Source organism: Streptomyces sp. NPDC048603 (assembly GCF_043199475.1).
Classification (GTDB): Bacteria; Actinomycetota; Actinomycetes; order Streptomycetales; family Streptomycetaceae; genus Streptomyces.
The window spans coordinates 603,672-624,680 of record NZ_JBICVY010000003.1 but is presented as its reverse complement, the minus strand read 5'-3'; the positions used below and the strand labels follow the sequence as shown (position 1 = coordinate 624,680).

Sequence of the window (21,009 nt, the reverse complement as noted above, 5' to 3'; positions counted from 1 at the left end):
AGAGATCATGTGGCCGAAAGCCGCGACGGCTCCCGGGGTGTTGCGTCCACTAGGACGGCATCGCGGGTCAGCGGGTTCACTCCCTTTGCGGAAAAACTCGACCCGCCCTCCAGAAAGTCGGCATAACTCTCATGGGTCTCACCAGTAATACGGTCCTGGTCCTGGCCATCGTTGCCGGTGTGCTGCTCTTCGCGGCCACGGTCTGGCTCTGGCCGCGGCTGTCCGGCCGCACCTGGCGCGCGATCACCGGCCGGATCGGCCTGCTGCTCGCGACCCAGCTGGCGCTGTTCTCGGCGGTCGGCCTGGCGGCCAACAAGTCCTTCCTCTTCTACGGATCCTGGGCGGACCTGTTCGGACAGCAGACCGAGATGGGCAAGGTCGTCGACCACTCGATGAGCAGCAGGGACATCAAGGTCGTCGACAAGCAGCAGCTGGACATCCCCGGCGGCGCCAAGCCGGCCGTCGGCGGCCAGATCCTGAAGGTGGCCATATCGGGGGAGAAGTCCAAGATCAACAGCCCGGGGTACGTGTACCTGCCGCCGGAGTACTTCCAGCCGCAGTACGAGAAGCAGAACTTCCCGGCCTCCATCGTGCTGACCGGCTACCCGGGCACCGCCGAGAACCTGATCAAAGGGCTGAACTACCCGATGACGGCCTTCAAGCAGGCCAAGGCGGGCAAGATGAAGCCGATGATCCTGGTCATGCTGCGTCCGACGGTGGCCCCGCCGCGGGACACCGAGTGCGTGGACATACCGGGCGGCCCGCAGACCGAGACCTTCTTCGCCAGGGACCTGCCGCAGGCGATCAAGACCACCTTCCGGGTCGGTGACAAGCCGCAGAACATGGGCTTCATCGGGAACTCCACCGGCGGCTACTGCGCCCTGAAGATGGCCGTGCACTACCCGCAGACCTTCGGCGCGGGCGCCGGGCTGTCCGCGTACTACGAGGCTCCCAGCGACGCCACGACCGGCGACCTGTTCCACGGCGACAACAAGCTGAAGAAGCGGGCCGACGTCCTGCACAGCCTGAAGAACAAGCCGCCGACGGGGACGTCCTTCCTGGTCACCAGCAGCGAGACCGGCGAGGGCAACCTGACGGACACCAAGAAGTTCATCAAGTCGGTCAAGGGCCCGGACCGGGTCTCCTCGATCATCCTCGACAGCGGCGGCCACAACTTCAACACCTGGCGCCGCGAGATCCCGCCGATGCTGGAGTGGATGAGCGGCCGCATCCACGCCTGACCCGGCGCCCGGCCGGACGTGCCTGACCCGGCAGGGTCAGGCCCCCGGCACCCGGGTCCGCCGCAGCGCCCGGTGCACCCCCTCCGCGGTGAGCACTCCGGCCGGCGCGCCCGAGGCCGGGTCGGTGACCCGGATCCGGCCCGAGTCCTCCTGCAGCAGCAGCGCCAGAGCCTCCCGCAGAGAGGCTCCCAGCTCCACCGACGCCCCCGGCAGCGCCCCGTCCGCGGCCTCCAGGTCGGCCTTCGTCACCGGGGTCACCGCGAGTCGCTTCAGCCCCCGGTCGGACCCCACGAACGTGGCCACGAGGTCGTTGGCCGGCTCGGCCAGCACCACCGCCGGAGCGGCGAACTGCTCGATGGTGCCCTGCCCGTAGACCGCGATCCGGTCACCCATCCGGACCGCCTCCTCCAGATCGTGCGTGACCAGCAGGACGGTCTTCCGCACCGACTTCTGCAGCGCCAGGAACTCCTTCTGCAGCCGCTCCCGGACCACCGGGTCCACGGCCCCGAACGGCTCGTCCATCAGGAGCACCGGCGGATCGGCCGCGAGCGCCCGGGCCACGCCGACCCGCTGCCGCTGCCCTCCGGAAAGCTGCTCCGGATACCGGCCGCCGTACACCGCCGGGTCCAGGCCGACGAGTTCGAGCAGCTCGGCGGCGCGCGCCCGGGCCCGCGCCCGGGGCGTGCCGAGCAGCTGCGGCACGGTCGCGGTGTTCTCCAGGACCGTCTTGTGCGGGAACAGCCCGACGTGCTGGATGACGTACCCGATCCGCCGGCGCAGCTCGACCGGGTCGGCCGCGGCGATGTCCTCGCCACCCAGCAGGATCCGCCCCTCGGTGGGCTCGACCAGCCGGTTGACCATCTTCATCGTGGTCGTCTTGCCGCAGCCGGACGGCCCGACCAGCGTCACCAGCTCGCCCTCCGCCACCTCGAAGGAGAGGCCGGCGACGGCGGTGGTCCCGTCGGCGTACCTCTTGGTCACCTGCTCGAATCGGATCACCCGATCATCATTGCCCACCCGGACCACCGTTGTGTGAAAGGTGTGTTGCCCGGTCGCGAAAGATTCAGGCCACCGTCGCACCCGGGGGTTATGGTCACTGCGGTGCACGGGCGTACACGAGTTCGGCGACGGGGGTGAGGGCGTGGCAGCACGGAACTGCCTGGTGGCGAACGACTGGATCTGCTGGGAATACGTGCGCAGCCGCAGCCAGGAACTGACCGACGCCACCCTCCAGCACATCGGCATCACCCTGGCGGCCGTCTCCATCGGCGTGGCCGTATCCGTCCCCCTCGCCCTGCTGGCCCGCCGCGGCCGCCGGTACGCCGCCCCGGTGCTCGGCCTGTCGACGCTCCTCTACACGGTCCCCTCGCTGGCCATGTTCTCCCTGCTGCTCCCGGTGTTCGGCCTGTCCGCGGCCACCGCGCTCGTGGTGACGGGACTGGTCCTGTACTCGCTGACCATCCTGGTCCGCAACGTGCTGGCCGGCCTGGAAGCCGTACCGGAGGAGGTCAGGGAGGCGGCCCGCGGCATGGGGTACGGGCCCGCCCGCCTGTTCTGGCAGGTGGAACTCCCGCTGGCACTGCCCGCTCTGCTCGCCGGGGTCCGGATCGCCACCGTCTCCACGGTGGCGCTGACCACCGTCGGGTCCATCGTCGGCAAGGGCGGCCTCGGCAACCTGCTGGCCCCCGCCGTGGACAGCTCCTTCAAGGCACAGGTGCTCACCGCCTCGGTGCTCTGCGTGCTGCTCGCCCTCGCCGCCGACCTGCTGCTGCTCGGCCTGCAGCGGCTGCTGACGCCGTGGACCCGCGTCGCGAAGGGAGCCTGAGCGATGGCGGGCGGACTGCTGGGCGGGACCTGGGACTGGCTGGCCGACGGCTCCCACTGGGCCGGGGAGAACGGGATCTGGCACCGGCTCGCCGAGCACGCGTACGTCAGCGGCCTGGCGCTGCTGATCGCATGCGCCGTGGCGCTGCCGGTCGGTCTGACCCTCGGGCACCTGGGCCGGGGCGGCGCGCTCGCCGTCAACGTCTCCAACGCCGGCCGGGCCGTGCCGGTCTTCGCGGTGCTGGCCCTGTTCATGGTCTCCCCGCTGCGCAACGCGGGGTACGTGCCCACGGTGACGGCGCTCGTGCTGTTCGCGGTGCCGCCACTGCTCACCAACGCGTACACGGGCATGCGCGAGGTGGACCGCTCGGTGGTCGAGGCGGCCCGCGGCATGGGCATGTCCGGCGGGCAGCTGTTCCTGCGGGTGGAACTCCCGCTCGCCCGGGGACTGCTGATGACCGGTCTGCGGACGGCGGCCGTACAGGTCGTCGCCACCGCCACGGTCGCGGCGATGGTCGGCCAGGGGGGCCTGGGCCGGATCATCACCGCGGGTTTCAACACGTACAACACCCCGCAGGTCATCGCGGGCGCCCTGCTGGTGGCCCTGCTGGCGCTGCTGGTCGAGGGGCTCCTGGTGGCGGCGGACCGGCTGCTGGCACCGCCCGCCCGCCGTCGGACCATCCGAAGGGCGCCCTGAATGGAGAGCAGAGAATGAGCAAGGCAACGCGGGTCCTCGGCGCTTCGCTGGGCGCGCTGGCGCTGGCCGCGTCCCTGACCGCCTGCGGCGGCGACAGCCTGGAGAAGTCCAAGGACGGCGGCGGTACGGGGGCCGGGGGCACCGGCGGGTCCAAGGGCAAGCTGGTGATCGGGGCGGCCGGGTTCACCGAGTCCGGCATCCTGGCCGAGCTGTACGCACAGCTGCTGAAGGACGCCGGGTACGGCGCCTCCATCACCACCGTGAAGAACCGCGAACTGTACGAGCCCGCCCTGGAGAAGGGCGAGATCGACATCGTGCCGGAGTACGCGGCCACCCTCGCGGAGTTCCTCAACGCCAAGGTGAACGGCCCGAAGGCGCCGGAGGAGAAGCCGGTCGCGTCCGGCGACGTCGCGGCGACCACGGCGGCCCTGGAGAAGCTGGGCGCCCCGCTGGGCCTGAAGGCGCTCCCGGCCGGCAGGGCGGTGGACCAGAACGCGTTCGCGGTGAGCAGGGAATTCGCCGGGAAGAACAACCTCAAGACGCTCTCGGACCTCGGAAGGTCCGGCCTGAAGGTGAAGATCGCGGCCGGTGACGAATGCGCCGTCCGGCCCTTCTGCGCGGTCGGCTTGAAGTCGACATACGGAATCGACGTCTCCGGTATTGACCCGAAGGGCGTCGGAACTCCGCAGTCCAAGCAGGCGGTCAAGGACGGGGTCGACCAGCTGGTGCTGACCACCACCACCGACGCCACCCTGGAGAGCTTCGGCCTGGTCCTGCTGGAGGACGACAAGAAGCTGCAGAACGCCGACAACATCCTCCCCGTGGTGAACGCGAAGGACGCCGGAAGCCCCGAGATCGCGGCCGTGCTGGGCAAGCTGACGGACGCCCTCACCACGGAAGACCTCGTCGCGCTGAACCGCAAGGTGGACACGGAACGGGCCAAGCCGGCCGATGTCGCGAAGGCCTGGCTCCAGTCCAAGGGCCTGTTGAAGAACTGAAACACGGGCGTGGACCTCGCCTGGGGGCCCCGCCGGGAAACAGATTGCCCGGCGGGCCCCCCACACGAGGTCCACTCCCTGTAAATTTCTGGCCATGCCCCGTGGACGCCACCGCAATCCCGAACCCCTGCACCGGCTTCTCACGCCTTCGGCGATCGCCGGTGTCTCGTTCACCAGCGCCGTCGTGGCCTGGGTGCCCGAGGAGAGCCTGGTGCTGCGGCTTCTGGCGGCGCTCGCCGCGGCCACCGGGATCGCCGGCGCGGTGTTCCTGCGGACCTGGGACCGGGCGGCGGGGCGGCGGGTCGCCGAACTCGCCCGCGAGCGGACCAAGGACGAGTGGCGGACCGAGGAACGCATAGCCGAGCTGGAGTCCGACCTGGAGGAGTCCCGGGCGCTGCGCTCCAAGCTGGACGCCAAGCTCCGCGCCAAGCGCGTCGAGCTGGCCGGGCTGCGCGGCGAACATGCGGCGCTGCTGCGCCGCTACGCCACGGCCGAGACGGAGCGGGCGAGCGCCCTGGAGGGGCGCCGGCTGCTGGCCATCGAGGCGGGCGAGGCAGGTGCCGGGAGCGGGGCCGGGAGCGGGGCCGGCACGTCGGGCCCCAAGGAGATCGCGGCGGCCACCGAGGAGCGCACGGCCGCGGGCGCGGCCACCGCGGTGGGCTTCGCGCGGGCGCACGCGGCGATGGTCGCCCTGGCCCGGAAGGGCGAGCGGAAGCTCCCGGCGGCCAGGACCCCCGCCACTGCGGCCCTTCCCGCGGCTCCCGCGGCCCCGGCCCCGGTCCCACCGTCCGGCCTGGCCTCCCCGGTCGCCTCCCCGGTTGCCTCACCGGTCGCGCCGTCCGGGCTCCCCGCCCGGCGCCCGGCCGCGACGATCGCCCCGTACGCCGCCTCCCGGCGCCCGGCCTCCCGGGCCGAGGGCGGCTTCGACTTCTTCGGCAGCAAGGCGGGCGCCGGTGTCGGCGCCGCGCGGGCCCGCGCGGCGATCGAGGCCGTCCAGCACGAGGACCTGGCGGACGTGGTGGGCGAGGAGGCCCTCGCGGCCCACAAGGCCGCCACCGCCGCCCCGGTCCCGCCCACCCCCGCAGAATCGATCACTCAGCCCGCCGCCACCGCCCCGGCCGAGGCCGTCGAGCCGACCGAGGCGACCGGCTCGGAAGCCTCCACCTCCGCCGACCCCGCCCAGGTCATCGACCTGACGGAACACGACGAGACCGAGCCGATCAACGTCGCCAAGCTCCGCACCGCCATCTCCTAGGCCCCAGCGGGGCCCGCGGCACCGCCTCGGCGGCGCCGGCAGGACGCTCCGGGGCGCCCCCGAAGCGTCCCCGGAGGGTCAGCGGGCCATGATCAGACTCATCGCCTCGTTGCGGGTCGCGACGTCACGCAGCTGACCGCGGACGGCCGAGGTGGTGGTCTTGGCGCCCGGCTTGCGTATGCCGCGCACGGACATGCACATGTGCTCGGCCTCGATCACGACGATGGCGCCCCGGGCCTCCAGGATCTCCATCAGGGAGTCCGCGATCTGGGTGGTGAGGCGCTCCTGCACCTGCGGACGGCGGGCGAACACCTCGACCAGCCGCGCCAGCTTCGACAGGCCGGTGATCTTGCCGGACTCCGCCGGGATGTAGCCCACGTGGGCGACTCCGTGGAACGGCAGCAGGTGGTGCTCGCAGAGCGAGACGATCTCGATGTCCTTGACCAGGACCATCTCGTCGTGTCCCAGGTCGAAGGTCGTCGTCAGGACGTCCTCGGGCTTCTGCCACAGGCCGGCGAGTATCTCCCGGTAGGCCCGTGCCACGCGTGCCGGGGTCTCCAGCAGACCTTCGCGGTCCGGGTCCTCGCCGACGGCGATGAGGAGCTCGCGGACGGCCGCCTCGGCGCGCTTCTCGTCGAAGTCGCCGATCGTGCCCTCGCCGTCCAGGGTCACTGGGTCGGTCATCTGTGCCTCGTTCCTGTGTTCGCATTCGCGGGCATGCCGATGAAAAAATGCCGCGCCCCCCAGGCTAGAACCTGGGGGGCGCGGCATCCATTCCGGGCCGATCGGCCGGTCGGCATCCGCCGGCCGGCCTCGTCGGTCGCGGTCAGCTCTCGGGGCGGTCCTCCGGGGCCACCTCAAGGCTCTTCTCCGCGGAGACGGGGGACACGGCCGTGCTCGCCGAGATGCCGTTCGCGGCGTTCGTCAGCTGGAGCTCCTTCGGGGAGAGCACCGGCGGACGGGTCGACGGGGTGCGGCGGGAGGAACCGGTCCACGCGGGGCGGGCCGGACGCTTGACGATGGTCGAGAAGATCTCGGCGATCTCCTCCTTGCCCAGCGTCTCCTTCTCCAGCAGCGCGACCACGAGGTTGTCGAGGACGTCCCGGTTCTCGACCAGGATCTCCCAGGCCTCGTTGTGCGCGGTCTCGATGAGCTTCTTGACCTCTTCGTCGACCAGCGCCGCGACCTCTTCCGAGTAGTCGCGCTGGTGCGCCATCTCACGGCCGAGGAACGGCTCGGTGTTGTCCCCGCCGAACTTGATCGCACCGAGGCGCTCGGTCATGCCGTACTGGGTGACCATCGCGCGGGCGGTGGCGGTCGCCTTCTCGATGTCGTTCGCGGCGCCCGTGGTCGGGTCGTGGAAGACCAGCTCCTCGGCCGCTCGGCCGCCCAGCATGTACGCCAGCTGGTCGAGCATCTCGTTGCGGGTGGTCGAGTACTTGTCCTCGTCGGGCAGGACCATGGTGTAGCCCAGCGCCCGGCCGCGGGACAGGATCGTGATCTTGTGGACCGGGTCGGAGTTCGGGGAAGCCGCCGCGACCAGGGCGTGACCGCCCTCGTGGTACGCGGTGATCTTCTTCTCCTTGTCCGACATGATCCGGGTCCGCTTCTGCGGGCCCGCCACGACGCGGTCGATCGCCTCGTCCAGCATCTGGTTGTCGATCAGCTTCCGGTCCGAGCGGGCCGTGAGCAGCGCGGCCTCGTTCAGGACGTTGGAGAGGTCGGCACCGGTGAAGCCGGGGGTGCGGCGGGCGACGGCCGAGAGGTCGACGTCCGGGGCGACCGGCTTGCCCTTCTGGTGGACCTTGAGGATCTCCAGGCGGCCCTGCATGTCCGGACGGTCGACGGCGATCTGCCGGTCGAAGCGGCCGGGGCGCAGGAGGGCCGGGTCGAGGATGTCCGGGCGGTTGGTGGCGGCGATCAGGATGACGCCGCCCTTCACGTCGAAGCCGTCCATCTCGACGAGCAGCTGGTTCAGGGTCTGCTCGCGCTCGTCGTGGCCGCCGCCGAGACCCGCACCGCGGTGCCGGCCGACGGCGTCGATCTCGTCGACGAAGACGATCGCCGGGGCGTTGGCCTTGGCCTGCTCGAACAGGTCACGGACGCGCGAGGCACCGACACCGACGAACATCTCGACGAAGTCGGAACCGGAGATCGAGTAGAACGGGACGCCCGCCTCGCCGGCGACGGCGCGCGCCAGCAGGGTCTTGCCGGTGCCGGGCGGGCCGTAGAGCAGCACACCCTTGGGGATCTTGGCGCCGACGGCCTGGAACTTGGCCGGCTCCTGCAGGAACTCCTTGATCTCGTGGAGCTCCTCGACGGCCTCGTCCGAGCCCGCGACGTCGGCGAACGTCGTCTTGGGGGTGTCCTTGGTGATCAGCTTGGCCTTGGACTTCCCGAAGTTCATCACCCGGGAGCCGCCGCCCTGCATCTGGTTCATCAGGAACAGGAACACCACGACGATGAGCACGAAGGGCAGCAGCGACAGCAGCACGCTCAGGAACGGGCTGGTCTTGTCGGGGGAGACGGTGTAACCGTCCGGCAGCTCCTTGCTCGCCACCTTCTCGTCCAGGGTCTTCGCCAGCTGGACGCCCTGGTCGCCGATGTAGTTGGCCTGGAACTTGGTGCCCTTGTTGTCACCGAGCTGCTGGCCGTCCTTCAGCTCGATTTTGATCATCTGGCTGTCACCAGTGGTGAGCTTGGCCGTCTGCACCTGGTTCTGGTTGATCGCCTGGACGACCTCGCTGGTCTCCACCGACTTGTAGCCGCCGCCGGAGCCGACGACATTCATCAACACGACCACGGCGAGGACAGCCAGCACGATCCACATGACCGGCCCACGGAAGTATCGCTTCACGTCCATCCATACGGGGCGGTGATCGCCCCGTCCCTCCTGCCCGTAGGTAAATGCTGCTGTGAGTAAAGGCTGTTCTTCGGAATGTACCCCTGAATTGTCACCCGCGGCCCGACGGGACGGCTGACAGACCCGCTATCTCATGCTCCAACGGCGGGCACGGCCCCATGGTTCCCCCGGGTCACGCCCGGCTTCGCCGGGTTCCCCGCGGGCCCGTGGGGCCGCCGCTCCGTTCGTCAGCCGCCGTAGACGTGCGGGGCGAGGGTGCCCACGAACGGCAGGTTGCGGTACTTCTCCGCGTAGTCGAGGCCGTAGCCCACGACGAACTCGTTGGGGATGTCGAAGCCGACCCACTTGACGTCGATCGCGACCTTGGCGGCCTCGGGCTTGCGGAGCAGGGTGACCACCTCGAGGGAGGCCGGCTCGCGGGAGCCCAGGTTCGACAGCAGCCAGGAAAGTGTCAGACCGGAGTCGATGATGTCCTCGACGATCAGGACGTGCTTGCCCTTGATGTCGGTGTCGAGGTCCTTGAGGATGCGGACCACACCGGAGGACTGGGTTCCGGCGCCGTAGGAGGACACCGCCATCCAGTCCATGGTGAGCGGGGTGGACACGGCACGCGCCAGGTCCGCCATCACCATCACGGCGCCCTTGAGGACACCGACGATGAGCAGGTCCTTGCCCGCGTACTCTTCGTCGATCTTCGCGGCCAGCTCGGCCAGCTTCGCGTCGATCTCTTCCTTGGTGATGAGCACCGACTTGAGGTCGGCACCCATGTCCTTCACGTCCACCCGCTACATCACTTTCGTTGAGCCATCAGCCCTGCCGAATGACAAGTCTGCCACCCTGCCGCTGAGCCTCGACGCGGCCGGGCAGGTTGATCGCTCCCTGGCCGCGCCAGCCGGTGATGAGGCGGTCCACTTCCTCGATGTGGCGGGCGAAGAGGGAGCCCGCGGGGGACCCGGCGGCGACCACGGCCCGGCGCAGTACGCGGCGGCGGACGGCGGGCGGCAGCGCGTAGAGCTTGGCGCACTCCAGCCGGCCGCTCTCGTCCCGTACGGCGGTGTGGGCCTCGGCGGCCCAGGCGTCGAGGGCGTCGGCGTCGTCGCGGGAGAGCTGGGCGGTCCGGGCGAGGGCCTCGACGACCCCCTTGCCGAGGGCCTTCTCGAGGGCGGGCAGTCCCTCGTGGCGGAGGCGGGAGCGGGTGTACGCGGGGTCGGCGTTGTGCGGGTCGTCCCAGACGGGCAGGGACTGGACCATGCACGCCTTGCGCGCCGTCTGCCGGTCGACCTGCAGGAAGGGGCGGCGGTAGCGGCCGGTCCGGCCGGGGCCGCCGGAGACCTCGGCCATGCCGGACAGGGAGCGGATGCCGGAGCCGCGGGCGAGGCCCAGCAGGACGGTTTCGGCCTGGTCGTCGCGGGTGTGTCCGAGCAGCACGGCGGCGGCGCCGAGCCGTTCGGCGGCTTCGTCCAGGGCGGCGTACCGGGCGTCGCGGGCGGCGGCCTCGGGCCCGCCGGTGCGGCCGACGCTCACCGCGACGGACTCCACCGGGTCCAGGCGGAGCGCGGTCATACGGACGACCACCTCGGCCGCGCGCAGGTCGGAGCCGGTCTGCAGCCCGTGGTCGACGGTGATGCCGCCGGCCCGGACGCCGAGCTTGGGAGCCTCGAAGGCGAGGGCGGAGGCGAGCGCCATGGAGTCGGCGCCGCCGGAGCAGGCGACGAGGACGAGCGGCTGCTGCCCGTCCGGCCGGGGGGTGAGGTCGGTGAGGACGTCGTGGAGTACGCGGCGTACCGCCAGGCGTATCGCCGCGACCGCAGGATGGGGACCCATGTCCGGTGCCCTTCGGTGGAGTTCGAATGCCGAGTCGGGTGGCTTGTCGGCAGGGACGGCCGTGTGGTGCGCGCCGCCGCCGATATGTCACTCAGAGTGCGTCGATGGTGACAGAACAGAGCCGTTCCCTGAGCATCGCACGCCCTTCCACGCCCCACGGTCCCTCGGAAGGGTGATGCTGTTTCCCCCAGTGGGACATGTTTACGCCTCTTCTCCGGTCCCCTTGCGGTGCACCCGGGCCACCCAGTCCGCGGGGCGGGCGATCTCCGCCTTGGTGGGCAGGGTGTTCGGGGAGGTCCAGACCCGGTTGAAGCCGTCCATGCCGACCTGGCCGGTCACGGCCCGGACGAACCGCTCGCCGTCCCGGTACTGGCGCAGTTTGGCGTCGAGCCCGAGGAGCTTGCGCAGGGCGGCGTCGAGCCGGCCGGCGCCGCTGGCCCGGCGCTTCTGGAACTTCTCGCGGATCTCGGCGACGGAGGGCACCACGTCCGGGCCGACCCCGTCCATGACGTAGTCGGCGTGGCCTTCGAGCAGGGACATCACGGCGGTGAGGCGGCCGAGGATCTCGCGCTGCTCGGGGGTCTGGACGAGTTCCACGAGGGAGCTGCCCTCGTCCCCGCGTTCGCCCTCGGGCCGGGCGCCGGCCAGGGACTGGGCGGCCTCCCGGAGCCGTTCCAGGACGGTCATCGGGTCCATGTCGGTGGCGCCGAGGAACGACTGGATTTCGCCCTCCAGGTGGTCGCGGAGCCACGGGACGGCGGTGAACTGGGTACGGTGCGTCTCCTCGTGCAGGCAGACCCACATCCGGAAGTCCTGCGGGTCCACGTCGAGTTCGCGTTCCACGTGGACGATGTTGGGCGCGACCAGCAGCAGCCGGCCGCCGCCGGAGGCGCCCGGCAGGTCGCGGGAGACCGGCGCGAAGGTCTCGTACTGGCCGAGCACCCGGGAGGCCAGGAAGCTGAGCAGCATGCCCAGCTCGACCCCGGTGACCTTGCCGCCGACCGCGCCGAGCACGGCGCCGCCGGGGGCGCTGCCGCGGCGTTCCTGCATCCGTCCGAGCAGCGGGCCGAGGAGTTCCCGGAAGCCGGCCACGTTGGCCCGGACCCAGCCGGCCCGGTCCACGACGAGGACCGGGGTGTCCTCGACGGGTGTTCCCTCGGGGATCATCCGGGTGAACTCGCGTACGTGCCGCTCCGAGTCCCTGGCGTAGGCGCGCAGTTCCGCCACGACCGCCCGGGCCTCGTCCCGGGTGACCTCCGGGCCGGGCCGCACCAGGCGGATCGCGGTCGCCACCGCGAGGTTCCAGTCGACCATCTCCGCACCACCGATGCTCGTCATGCGTCAACCGTACGTGGACCCGGGCCCGGGCGGAGCCCCGCGGACGGGGCCGGTGTGGGCGGCCGGATCAGCCGGAGGTCTCCTCCCCCGTCGTGGCCACCGCGGCCGCGAGGTTGTCCAGGGCCTTCTCGGCGGCCTGGGCGTTGCCGGTGTCCGAGGCGAGGAAGGCGAAGGACAGCAGCCGTCCGGAGGGCGACACCGCGGTGCCGGCCAGGGCGTTCACCCGCGTGAGGGTGCCCGTCTTGGCGCGGACGAGTCCGGCGGCCGGGGAGTCGCCCGCGTTGCGGGCGCGCAGGGTGCCGCTGAAGCCGGCCACCGGCAGGCCGGTGAGGACGGGCCGGAGCTCGGGGTGGGCGGGGTCGGCGGCCTTGGCGAGCAGCCGGGTCAGCAGGCCGGCGGACAGCTTGTCGGCCCGGTTCAGGCCGCTGCCGTCGGCGAACCGGCTGCCGCCGAGGTCCAGGCCGAGGCCGGCCAGCTTGTTCGCCACGGCCTTCTCCGCGCCCTCGAAGCTGGCGGGCTGTCCGGAGGCGAGGGCGGTCTGCCGGGCGAGGGCCTCGGCGATGTCGTTGTCGCTGTTGGTCAGCATCCGTTCGACGAGTGCGCCGACCGGGGTGGAGCGGGTGGTGGCCAGCGGGGCGACGCCGGCGGGGGCCTTGCCGCGGGCGGGGCCGCCGGTGACCTTGATGCCGCGTTCGCGGAGCAGGCCGGCGAACGCGGCGGCGGTGTCGCCCGAGGGGTTCTGGCTGCGGGCGACCGGCCCGGAGACGGAGTCGTCGGGCCGGCCCTCGTCGGCGGTCAGGGCGGTGACGGGCGCGAGGTTTCCGTTCTCGGCGCCGATGGGGTGGACGACGGGGCCGGAGTACAGCGTGTCGTCGTAGGCGAGGGTGACGGAGGTGGTGTTCGCGGCCTTGAGGGCCTGCGCGGTGTCGGCGGCCAGCGCGACCAGGCTGCCGCCGGATCCGGCCGGGGCCTTCTTCCTGGCGGTGAGCGAGGGGTCGCCGCCGCCGACGAGCACGATCTGCCCCGCGCCGGGCCCGGCGACCACGGTGGTGCTGATCCGGTGCTCGGGGCCGACGGCGGCGAGCACGGCCGCCGCCGTGGCGATCTTGGTGGTGGAGGCGGGGGTCATGGCCTCGCCCTGCCGGGACTCGTACAGCACGGCGCCGGACGCCGTGTCCACGACGGAGGCGGTACGCAGTCCCCCGAGCGCGGGGTCGGCCAGCAGCGGCTGCAGGGCCGCGGCGAGGGCCGCCGGGTCCCCGGCGGGCGCGGGCGGGGCGGCCGGGGCGGCGGGCGTGCCGGAGGCGCCGGGGCCGGCCGGGAGGACCGGGCCGATGCCGGCGAGCACCGCCGGGGCGCTCGGCGCGGCCTGCGGAAGCCGTGCTTCCCCGTGATCTGCGCCACCCGCCTGGCTCCGGGAGGCGGCCCGCTCCCGCTCGGCCTTACGCTGGCCGGAGTCCCACGGACCCGCTGTCACCACGGCGGCGGCCGACAGGGCGAGGCCCGCGGCGGCCGAGCCCAGGACGAGCTGCCAGGTTCTGATCATTGGCACCTCGGACCAGCCCCTTTCGCGATCACGTACATGCGTGAGGGACACTTAACCACTGCGTCTTGCCGCGAGCATGGCACCCCGGCCCCAGGGCTGGGCCGGACGCGCTATCACTCGTAAGCAATGAGCTGTGACACGGAGGAGCAGGACGTGGAGTTCGACGTCACCATCGAGATCCCGAAGGGTTCGCGGAACAAGTACGAGGTGGACCACGAGACCGGCCGGATCCGTCTGGACCGTCGCCTGTTCACCTCCACCAGCTACCCGACGGACTACGGCTTCGTCGAGAACACGCTCGGCGAGGACGGCGACCCGCTGGACGCGCTGGTCATCCTGGACGAGCCGACCTTCCCGGGCTGCCTGATCAAGTGCCGCGCGATCGGCATGTTCCGCATGACCGACGAGGCGGGCGGCGACGACAAGCTGCTGTGCGTGCCGGCCTCCGACCCGCGTGTCGAGCACCTGCGCGACATCCACCACATCTCCGAGTTCGACCGCCTGGAGATCCAGCACTTCTTCGAGGTCTACAAGGACCTGGAGCCGGGCAAGTCGGTCGAGGGCGCCAACTGGGTCGGCCGCACCGAGGCCGAGGCGGAGATCGAGCGTTCCTTCAAGCGTCTGCAGGAGCAGGGCGGCCACTGAGCCCCGCGCCTGAGCACGCCGACGGGCGGCATCCCCACCGGGGGGTGCCGCCCGTCGGCGTGTCCGGTCCGCTCCGGGAGGGCCTCCCGGCCTGCCGTCGCCATGGATGAAACGGTTCCGCATACTGATACCCGGGTGCCAGGACGGGAGGATGTGTGGCGGCGGAAGCCGAGGGGTCCGAGGACCGGAAGCCGAAGTCGGACGAGGCGCACAGCGCGTTCGCACCACCGCCGGGCATCGAGCCGGGGCCGGTGGCCCCGGAGGACGCCCCGACCTCGGAATTCGCCCTCCCGCCGGGCGCCGGGCCGGTTGCCGGCGAGCCCCGGGGCTCCGCGTTCACCCCTCCCGCCACCTACCGGGCGGCGCACTCGCCGCCCGCGCACACCCCCGGGCAGGCACCCGGTTCCGCCCTGGTCCGGATGACGGAGTCCCCCTGGCAGGACCGGATGCGGACCATGCTCCGGATGCCGGTGGACGTGCGCCCGGTGGCCGAACCGGCGCAGAAGCCCTCCGAGGCGGGCCCGGCCGTGGGCCGGGTGCTGGACCTCACCCTGCGCATCGGCGAGCTGCTGCTGGCCGGCGGCGAGGGCTCCGAGGACGTGGAGGCCGCCATGTTCGCGGTGGCCCGCAGCTACGGCCTGGACCGCTGCGAGCCGACCGTCACCTTCACGGTGCTGTCGATCACCCACCAGCCCTCGCTGGTGGACCACCCGGTGTCGGCCACCCGGGCGGTGCGCCGCCGCGGCACCGACTACACCCGGCTGGCCGCCGTCTTCCGGCTGGTGGACGACATCAGCGCGCCGGAGGTCGAGATCACGCTGGAGGAGGCGTACCGCCGCCTCGCCGAGATCCGCCGCAACCGGCACCCCTACCCGACCTGGGTGCTCACCGCCGCCGCCGGGCTGCTGGCCGGGGCCGCCTCCGTGCTCGTGGGCGGCGGCGTGCTGGTGTTCTTCGCGGCCGCGATCGGAGCGATGCTCGGTGACCGGCTCGCCTGGGTCTGCGCGGGCCGCGGGCTGCCGGAGTTCTACCAGTTCGTGGTGGCCGCGATGCCGCCCGCCGCGCTCGGCGTGGCCCTCAAGCTCGCCGAGAGCGACGTCCGGGCCTCCGCCGTGATCACCGGGGGGCTGTTCGCCCTGCTGCCCGGGCGGGCCCTGGTCGCGGCCGTGCAGGACGGCCTGACCGGCTTCTACATCACCGCCTCCGCCCGGCTGCTGGAGGTGATGTACCTGTTCATCGGGATCATCATCGGTGTGCTCGCGGTGCTCTACCTGGGCCTCCAGATGGGCGCCGCGCCCGACCCGGACGACGTGCTGCAGATCCCGTTCCGGCCGCTGCTCCAGACCGCCGCCTCGATGGTCCTGGTGTTCACCTTCGCGATCCTGCTCCAGCAGGAGCGGTCCACGGTGTGGATCGTGACGCTGAACGGCGGGGTGGCCTGGGTGACCTTCGGGGCGCTCACCGCCGGCGGAATCCCTCCGGTGCCGTCCACCGCGATCGCGGCCGGCCTGGTCGGCCTGTTCGGGCAGTTGTTCTCGCGGTACCGGTTCGCCTCGGCGCTGCCCTACGTCACGGCCGCGATCGGCCCGCTGCTGCCGGGCTCGGCGACGTACTACGGGCTGCTGTCGATCGCCGAGAACCGGCTCGACGTGGGTCTCGCCTCGCTGGTGAAGGCTGCGGCCATCGCGCTGGCGATCGCGATCGGGGTGAACCTCGGGTCGGAGACCTCGCGGCTGTTCATGCGCATGCCGGGGGCGGCGAGTGCGGCCAAGCGCCGCGCGGCCAAGCGGACCCGCGGCTTCTGAGCCTCCGGCCGGGCCGGGAACGCCGGTGGGGCCGGCCCGCCGTGGCGGAACCGGCCCCACCGGGCACGGGCAAGCAGGAACGGCTAGCGCTTGGCGTGCCGGCCGCGGCCACCCTGCGCCGGCGCGCCCGGGGCCTCGCCCGCGAGGGCCTCGGCCTCGGCGGCCTCACGGGACTCCTTGCGCGCCTTGAGCACCTCGAAGATCACCGGGATGACGGAGATCAGCACGATGCCGACCAGGATCGGCTCGACGTTGGTCTTGATGAACTCGATCTGGCCGAGGAAGTAGCCCGCGGTCGTCACACCGGCACCCCAGGCGACGCCGCCGATGATGTTGTACGTCAGGAACGTGCGGTACTTCATCGAGCCGGCGCCGGCGACCATCGGCGCGAAGGTCCGGATGATCGGCACGAAGCGGGCGAGCACGATGGCCTTGGGCCCGTGCCGGTCCATGAACTCGTGCGCCTTGTCCAGGTTCTCGCGCTTGAACAGCTTGGAGTTCGGCCGGTTGAACAGCTTCGGCCCGAAGAACTTGCCGATCATGTAGCCGACCTGGTCGCCGATGATCGCGGCGGCCACGATCAGGGTGCAGACCAGCCACAGCGGCTGCTTGATGTACTGCCCGTCCGCCACCAGCAGACCGGCCGTGAACAGCAGCGAGTCACCGGGGAGGAAGGCGAACAGCCCCGACTCCGCGAAGACGATGACGAGGATGCCGACGAGGCCGAAATGCGAGATCAGGTAGTCCGGGGAGAGCCACTCCGGGGCGAGGGCGAGGGTGTACACGAGATCCGGGCTCCTGAGATCGGGGGGTCGGTGCGGAGGACTATTGCCCCCCGATTATCAACGCACACCGGAACCCCCGGGTTCCAGACCCCGGACCCTGAACGTCACGCTAGACGCGGCGGACGGCATTGGCCGTGATCGCGTCCCTCAGGTGCTCGGCGAGGCCGGGCCGGATGCCGTCGTAGAACGCCTTGAACCGCTCGTCCGCGACGTACATGTCGCCCAGGCAGGTGTGCAGCTCGTAGGAGCAGTCGTAGAACCAGCGGCGGATGTGCTCGCGGTGCTCCTCCGCCATGTCCATGGCGCGCTCGCCGTCGGCCGGTTCGCCGGCCTCCATCAGCGCGGCGTAGCGGGTGCCCCAGTCGGCGGCCTCCTCCTGCATCCGCTGCCAGTCCTCCTTGGTGTAGGAGGCGGCCCGGCGCTGGGACTCCGCGTACAGCTCGGTGTCGCCCCACCTCTCCTCGGCCTCCGCCTCGTACTGTGCGGGGTCCTTGTCCCCGAAGACCTCGAACCGCTCCTCGGGGGTGAGGTTGATGCCCATCTTCTGTGCCTCCATCGCATGTTCCACGGCCCTGGCCATCTGCTGGAGCCGTCCGATCCGGTCCGTCAGCAGGGCGTGCTGCCTGCGCAGGTGCTCCTGAGGGTCGGCGTCGGGGTCGTCCAGCAGGACCGCGACCTCCTCGAGCGGAAAGCCGAGCTCCCGGTAGAACAGGATCCGCTGCAGGCGGTCCAGGTCGGCGTCGTCGTAACGCCGGTGGCCCGCGCCGCTGCGGCCGCCCGGGGAGAGCAGTCCGATCTCGTCGTAGTGGTGCAGGGTGCGCACCGTGACTCCGGCGAAACCGGCCACCTGGCCCACGGAGTAGCCCATCGCTTCCGCTCCTCTGATCGGGTACGCGCTTCACTGTGGACCCTGACGTGACGTGAGGTGCAAGCCCTGGGGCGGACCCGCGTCCGGTAGGGGTCCGGGCCGTGTCCGTCCGGACGTCCGGGCCGTGTCCCGGCCGGGCGCGGACGAGCCCCGAGCGCCTCCGCGATATGGGCGAATTGTCCGCTTACGTTAGGCGAATGACCCGTTCCGCCCGTGCTCTGCTCCCGACGATCCTCCCCGCGCTGGCGGTCGGGGTCGGCTGCGCCCTGCTCTTCGTCGGGGTGAGCGCGGCCGCGGAGCAGCTGGAGGGGGTGCTGTGGGGGACCCTGCCGGACGCGGTGGGCCTGGGACCGTACTCGGTGCCGTGGATGATGATCGTGCTGACGGCCACCGGCGCGGTGGAGGGGCTGGTGGTGTGGAAGGTCTACGGGCACGCCGGCCCGGACCCGGCCACCAGCGGACTGGTGGAAGCGCCGATGGACCCGCGCTGGGTGCCCGGCCTGCTGCTGGCCGGCGGGCTCACCCTGGCCGGCGGGGTCAGCCTCGGCCCGGAGAACCCGATCGTCGCCGCGAACGTGGCCCTCGTGTACGCGCTGGGGCACCGGGTCTTCCCCGACTGGGCGGGCTCGCTGTGGGTCGGACTGGCGGTGGCGGGCACGGTCGGGGCCCTGTTCGGCACGCCGGTGGCGGCGGCCCTGATCCTGACCGAGACGATGGCCGCGGGCCCCAAGGACCCCGCCCCGCTGTGGGACCGGCTGTTCCCGCCGCTGGCGTCGGCCGCCGCGGGCAGCCTGACCACCTCTCTGATCTCGAAGCAGACCTTCAGCACCTCGCTGTCCGGCTTCTCCGGGCCGGGCTGGGTCGATCTGCTGGCCGCCATGGTGGTGGCGTCGGCGGCGGCGCTGCTGGGCCTGGCAGGCGTGTACGCGTTCCCGTACGCGCACCGGTTGTTCCACACGGTCCGGCACCCCGTGCTGATGCTGACCGCCGGAGGCGTGGTGCTCGGCCTGCTCGCGGCCCTGGGCGGCCGGCTCACGCTGTTCAAGGGCCTGGCCGAGACCCGGGAGCTGACCGAGGACGCCTCCGCGTACGGGTTCGGGGCGCTGCTGCTGATGAGCGTGGTCAAGCTGGCCGCCCTGGTGGTGGCCGCCTCCTCCGGCTTCCGGGGCGGCCGGATCTTCCCGGCGGTGTTCATCGGGGTGTCGTTCGGCCTGTCCGCGCACGCCCTGGTGCCGGCCGTGGACCCCGTGGTGGGCACCACCTGCGGGGTGCTGGGCGTGCTGCTGGCGACCACCCGGCAGGGCTGGCTGAGCCTGTTCACTGCGGCCGTGCTGGTACCGGCCCCGGGGGTGATCCCGATGCTGTGCCTGGCCATGCTGCCGGCCTGGCTGCTGGTGACCGGCCGTCCCCTGATGCAGCTGCGGGAGGACGGCCGGTCGGTGCACTGAGCGGCGGGGGCGGTGGCGGCGGGGCCGGTGGCGGCGGCTCGGGCCGTGTGGCCGCGACTCAGGCCCGCTGTCAGCGGCTCAGGCGCCGTGCGTCAGCGGCTCGGGCGCCGTGCGTCAGCGGCTCAGGCGCCGTGCGTCAGCGGCTCAGGCCGCGGAACCGGCTCACCGCCAGCGGGAAGAACACCGCGAGCAGCAGGAGCGGCCAGACGACCGCCAGCAGGGCGGCGTGTTCCGCGGCCCACGAGGAGGACCCGGCCGCCGGATTGCCGAACAGGTCACGGACGGCCGCGGCGGTCGCCGACATCGGATTCCACTCGACCACCGCGCCCAGCCAGTCCGGCATGGACTCCGGTGTGGCGAAGGCGTTGGACAGGAAGCCCACCGGCCACACAAGGATCTGCACCGCCTGCACCATCTCGGGGCGGCCGGCCACCATGCCCAGCCAGATGCCGATCCACAGCATCGCGAACCGGAACAGCAGGAGCAGTCCGAACGCGGCGAGCGCGGCCGCCGGGGAGCCGTGCCAGCGCCAGCCGAGCGCCAGCCCGACGGCCGCCAGGACCACCAGGCCGAGGGCCGACTGGAACATGTCGGCCAGGCTGCGGCCCACCAGCACCGCCGACGAGGACATCGGCATGGACCGGAAGCGGTCGATCACGCCCTTCTGGAGGTCCTGGGTCACGGCGGTCAGCGTCGACTCCAGCCCGAAGGCCATGGTCAGCGCCAGCATGCCCGGCACGAGGAACTCCACGTACTCGCCGTCGATCCCGCGGCCGCCGCCGACCAGGAAGCCGAACATCAGCAGCATCATCACCGGGAACACCAGCCCGACCACCACGGCCACCGGCTTGCGGCCCCAGTGCGCCAGTTCCCGCCGGGTCATCGTCCAGGAGTCCTGCACCACCCAGGACGCGCTCATGCCGCCACCTCGCTTCGCTCGTCGTCCCGCGCCCCCCGGCGTTGGCCCGTGAGGTGCAGGAACACCTCGTCCAGGGTGGGGCGGCGCAGTGCGATGTCCGAGGCGGCCACCCCGGCCCCGTCCAGTGCGCGGACCACCGCCGTCAGATCGGCGGCCCCGGACGCCGGCAGGCTGAGCCTCAGCTCCTCCTCGGCCGCGTCCGCCCCGGGCAGCACGCGTACGGCGGCCGCGAGGGCCTCCGCGTCCGCCAGGGCCACCTCCACCCTGGCCCCGCCCACCGTGGCCTTCAGCTCGTCGGCGGTGCCCTCGGCGGCCACCCGCCCGCCGTCGACCAGCGTGATCCGGTCGGCCAGTCGGTCGGCCTCCTCCAGGTACTGGGTGGTCAGCAGGACCGTCGTGCCGCCGCCGACCAGCGAGCGGACCGCGGCCCACACCTCGGCCCGGCCCCGCGGGTCCAGCCCGGTGGTCGGCTCGTCCAGGAACAGCACCTCGGGTTCGGTGATGAGGGAGGCCGCCAGGTCGAGCCGACGGCGCATGCCGCCGCTGTACTGCTTCACCGGTTTGCGGCCCGTGTCGGCCAGGCCGAAGCGCTCCAGCAGCTCGTCCGCCCGCGTGCCCGCCCGGCGCGCGCCGAGGTGGTGGAGCCGGCCGAACATCTCCAGGTTCTGCCGGCCGCCCAGTTCCTCGTCGAGCGCCGCGTGCTGCCCGAGCAGGCCGATCCGGGCCCGTACGGCCGCCGCCTCGGTCCGTACGTCGTGTCCGGCCACCTCCACCACGCCCTCGTCGTGCCGCAGCAGGGTGCTCATCACCCGGACCGCGGTGGTCTTGCCGGCCCCGTTGGGGCCGAGGACCGCGTGCACGGTGCCGGGGCGCACCTCCAGGTCGAGCCCGGCCAGGGCCTGTTTCTCGCCGTACCGCTTGTGGACGCCCTCAAGCACGATCAGCGGAACCAC

General features: G+C 72.0%; 18 protein-coding genes and 1 pseudogene. 8 read left to right on the top strand and 11 right to left on the bottom strand.

From position 1 onward, the window contains the following. The first annotated feature begins 131 nt into the window (after positions 1 to 131). A complete protein-coding gene (locus tag ACGFQ9_RS09560; protein WP_393572858.1) occupies positions 132 to 1,241 on the top strand; it encodes an alpha/beta hydrolase in 1,110 nt (369 codons plus the stop codon). Positions 1,242 to 1,277: 36 nt separating this feature from the next. Here ACGFQ9_RS09560 and ACGFQ9_RS09555 read toward each other — a convergent pair whose 3' ends face one another. After that, positions 1,278 to 2,240 (bottom strand): ABC transporter ATP-binding protein, encoded by a 963-nt coding sequence (locus tag ACGFQ9_RS09555; protein WP_393572856.1) that lies wholly within the window; start codon positions 2,238 to 2,240, stop codon positions 1,278 to 1,280. A gap of 142 nt (positions 2,241 to 2,382) precedes the next feature. On the opposite strand from ACGFQ9_RS09555, the gene ACGFQ9_RS09550 reads away from it, so the two are divergent. The 4 genes from ACGFQ9_RS09550 to ACGFQ9_RS09535 all read left to right on the top strand — a co-directional run bounded on the left by ACGFQ9_RS09550 (position 2,383) and on the right by ACGFQ9_RS09535 (position 6,015). Next, a complete protein-coding gene (locus ACGFQ9_RS09550; RefSeq protein ID WP_393572855.1) occupies positions 2,383 to 3,066 on the top strand; it encodes an ABC transporter permease in 684 nt (227 codons plus the stop codon). Positions 3,067 to 3,069: 3 nt separating this feature from the next. Next, positions 3,070 to 3,762 (top strand): ABC transporter permease, encoded by a 693-nt coding sequence (locus ACGFQ9_RS09545; protein WP_393572853.1) that lies wholly within the window; start codon positions 3,070 to 3,072, stop codon positions 3,760 to 3,762. A gap of 14 nt (positions 3,763 to 3,776) precedes the next feature. Further along, entirely contained in the window at positions 3,777 to 4,760 is a 984-nt protein-coding gene (locus ACGFQ9_RS09540; protein ID WP_393572851.1) for an ABC transporter substrate-binding protein, read from the top strand. A 94-nt stretch (positions 4,761 to 4,854) separates the two neighbouring features. Continuing rightward, complete coding sequence (locus ACGFQ9_RS09535) at positions 4,855 to 6,015, top strand: hypothetical protein (protein WP_393572849.1); 1,161 nt, start codon at positions 4,855 to 4,857, stop codon at positions 6,013 to 6,015. Positions 6,016 to 6,093: 78 nt separating this feature from the next. On the opposite strand, the gene folE is transcribed toward ACGFQ9_RS09535, so the two are convergent. From folE to dacB, 6 genes are all read right to left on the bottom strand, one after another. Then, positions 6,094 to 6,699, bottom strand: a complete 606-nt coding sequence (gene folE, locus ACGFQ9_RS09530) for a GTP cyclohydrolase I FolE (RefSeq protein WP_393572847.1) — start codon at positions 6,697 to 6,699, stop codon at positions 6,094 to 6,096. Positions 6,700 to 6,841: 142 nt separating this feature from the next. Further along, positions 6,842 to 8,878 carry an ATP-dependent zinc metalloprotease FtsH gene (gene ftsH, locus ACGFQ9_RS09525; protein WP_393572845.1) on the bottom strand — a complete coding sequence of 679 codons (2,037 nt, stop codon included), beginning with the start codon at positions 8,876 to 8,878 and terminating at the stop codon, positions 6,842 to 6,844. Between the two features lie 227 nt (positions 8,879 to 9,105). Continuing rightward, the gene (hpt, locus tag ACGFQ9_RS09520; RefSeq protein WP_393573026.1) at positions 9,106 to 9,645 is read right to left on the bottom strand and encodes a hypoxanthine phosphoribosyltransferase; all 540 of its coding nucleotides are present in this window, start codon (positions 9,643 to 9,645) and stop codon (positions 9,106 to 9,108) included. A 40-nt stretch (positions 9,646 to 9,685) separates the two neighbouring features. Next, on the bottom strand, positions 9,686 to 10,702 hold the full coding sequence (gene tilS, locus ACGFQ9_RS09515; RefSeq protein WP_393572843.1) for a tRNA lysidine(34) synthetase TilS: 1,017 nt from the start codon (positions 10,700 to 10,702) through the stop codon (positions 9,686 to 9,688). 201 nt (positions 10,703 to 10,903) lie between these two features. Beyond that, the gene (locus tag ACGFQ9_RS09510) at positions 10,904 to 12,040 is read right to left on the bottom strand and encodes a zinc-dependent metalloprotease (protein WP_393572842.1); all 1,137 of its coding nucleotides are present in this window, start codon (positions 12,038 to 12,040) and stop codon (positions 10,904 to 10,906) included. 67 nt (positions 12,041 to 12,107) lie between these two features. Next, positions 12,108 to 13,586: a D-alanyl-D-alanine carboxypeptidase/D-alanyl-D-alanine-endopeptidase gene (dacB, locus tag ACGFQ9_RS09505; protein ID WP_393572840.1), complete on the bottom strand. Its 1,479-nt coding sequence runs from the start codon at positions 13,584 to 13,586 to the stop codon at positions 12,108 to 12,110. 153 nt (positions 13,587 to 13,739) lie between these two features. Here dacB and ACGFQ9_RS09500 point away from each other — a divergent pair, with 153 nt between their 5' ends. Together ACGFQ9_RS09500 and ACGFQ9_RS09495 are read left to right on the top strand one after the other, a co-directional pair. Beyond that, positions 13,740 to 14,231 (top strand): inorganic diphosphatase, encoded by a 492-nt coding sequence (locus ACGFQ9_RS09500; protein WP_125541818.1) that lies wholly within the window; start codon positions 13,740 to 13,742, stop codon positions 14,229 to 14,231. A gap of 155 nt (positions 14,232 to 14,386) precedes the next feature. After that, positions 14,387 to 16,036, top strand: coding sequence for a threonine/serine exporter family protein (locus tag ACGFQ9_RS09495; RefSeq protein WP_393572838.1), 1,650 nt, complete (start codon positions 14,387 to 14,389; stop codon positions 16,034 to 16,036). A 113-nt stretch (positions 16,037 to 16,149) separates the two neighbouring features. Here the strand turns inward: ACGFQ9_RS09495 and ACGFQ9_RS09490 are convergent. Beyond that, positions 16,150 to 16,821, bottom strand: a pseudogene (locus ACGFQ9_RS09490) (DedA family protein); the annotation flags it as partial. Positions 16,822 to 16,930: 109 nt separating this feature from the next. Beyond that, positions 16,931 to 17,689: a MerR family transcriptional regulator gene (locus ACGFQ9_RS09485; protein WP_393572836.1), complete on the bottom strand. Its 759-nt coding sequence runs from the start codon at positions 17,687 to 17,689 to the stop codon at positions 16,931 to 16,933. A gap of 197 nt (positions 17,690 to 17,886) precedes the next feature. Here ACGFQ9_RS09485 and ACGFQ9_RS09480 point away from each other — a divergent pair, with 197 nt between their 5' ends. Beyond that, on the top strand, positions 17,887 to 19,137 hold the full coding sequence (locus ACGFQ9_RS09480) for an ion channel protein (protein ID WP_393572834.1): 1,251 nt from the start codon (positions 17,887 to 17,889) through the stop codon (positions 19,135 to 19,137). A gap of 136 nt (positions 19,138 to 19,273) precedes the next feature. Here ACGFQ9_RS09480 and ACGFQ9_RS09475 read toward each other — a convergent pair whose 3' ends face one another. After that, positions 19,274 to 20,056: an ABC transporter permease gene (locus ACGFQ9_RS09475; RefSeq protein WP_393572832.1), complete on the bottom strand. Its 783-nt coding sequence runs from the start codon at positions 20,054 to 20,056 to the stop codon at positions 19,274 to 19,276. Beyond that, a complete protein-coding gene (locus tag ACGFQ9_RS09470) occupies positions 20,053 to 21,009 on the bottom strand; it encodes an ATP-binding cassette domain-containing protein (protein ID WP_393572830.1) in 957 nt (318 codons plus the stop codon). The genes ACGFQ9_RS09475 and ACGFQ9_RS09470 overlap by 4 nt, the downstream gene beginning before the upstream one ends.

Bases quoted from the DNA above. Each gene is read 5' to 3' on its own strand.
- ACGFQ9_RS09560 (WP_393572858.1), top strand. From the start codon at position 132: ATGGGTCTCACCAGTAATACGGTCCTGGTCCTGGCCATCGTTGCCGGT.
- ACGFQ9_RS09545 (WP_393572853.1), top strand. From the start codon at position 3,070: ATGGCGGGCGGACTGCTGGGCGGGACCTGGGACTGGCTGGCCGACGGC.
- ACGFQ9_RS09540 (WP_393572851.1), top strand. From the start codon at position 3,777: ATGAGCAAGGCAACGCGGGTCCTCGGCGCTTCGCTGGGCGCGCTGGCG.
- ACGFQ9_RS09535 (WP_393572849.1), top strand. From the start codon at position 4,855: ATGCCCCGTGGACGCCACCGCAATCCCGAACCCCTGCACCGGCTTCTC.
- folE (WP_393572847.1), bottom strand. From the start codon at position 6,699: ATGACCGACCCAGTGACCCTGGACGGCGAGGGCACGATCGGCGACTTC.
- ftsH (WP_393572845.1), bottom strand. From the start codon at position 8,878: ATGGACGTGAAGCGATACTTCCGTGGGCCGGTCATGTGGATCGTGCTG.
- hpt (WP_393573026.1), bottom strand. From the start codon at position 9,645: ATGGGTGCCGACCTCAAGTCGGTGCTCATCACCAAGGAAGAGATCGAC.
- tilS (WP_393572843.1), bottom strand. From the start codon at position 10,702: ATGGGTCCCCATCCTGCGGTCGCGGCGATACGCCTGGCGGTACGCCGC.
- ACGFQ9_RS09510 (WP_393572842.1), bottom strand. From the start codon at position 12,040: ATGACGAGCATCGGTGGTGCGGAGATGGTCGACTGGAACCTCGCGGTG.
- dacB (WP_393572840.1), bottom strand. From the start codon at position 13,586: ATGATCAGAACCTGGCAGCTCGTCCTGGGCTCGGCCGCCGCGGGCCTC.
- ACGFQ9_RS09485 (WP_393572836.1), bottom strand. From the start codon at position 17,689: ATGGGCTACTCCGTGGGCCAGGTGGCCGGTTTCGCCGGAGTCACGGTG.
- ACGFQ9_RS09480 (WP_393572834.1), top strand. From the start codon at position 17,887: ATGACCCGTTCCGCCCGTGCTCTGCTCCCGACGATCCTCCCCGCGCTG.
- ACGFQ9_RS09475 (WP_393572832.1), bottom strand. From the start codon at position 20,056: ATGAGCGCGTCCTGGGTGGTGCAGGACTCCTGGACGATGACCCGGCGG.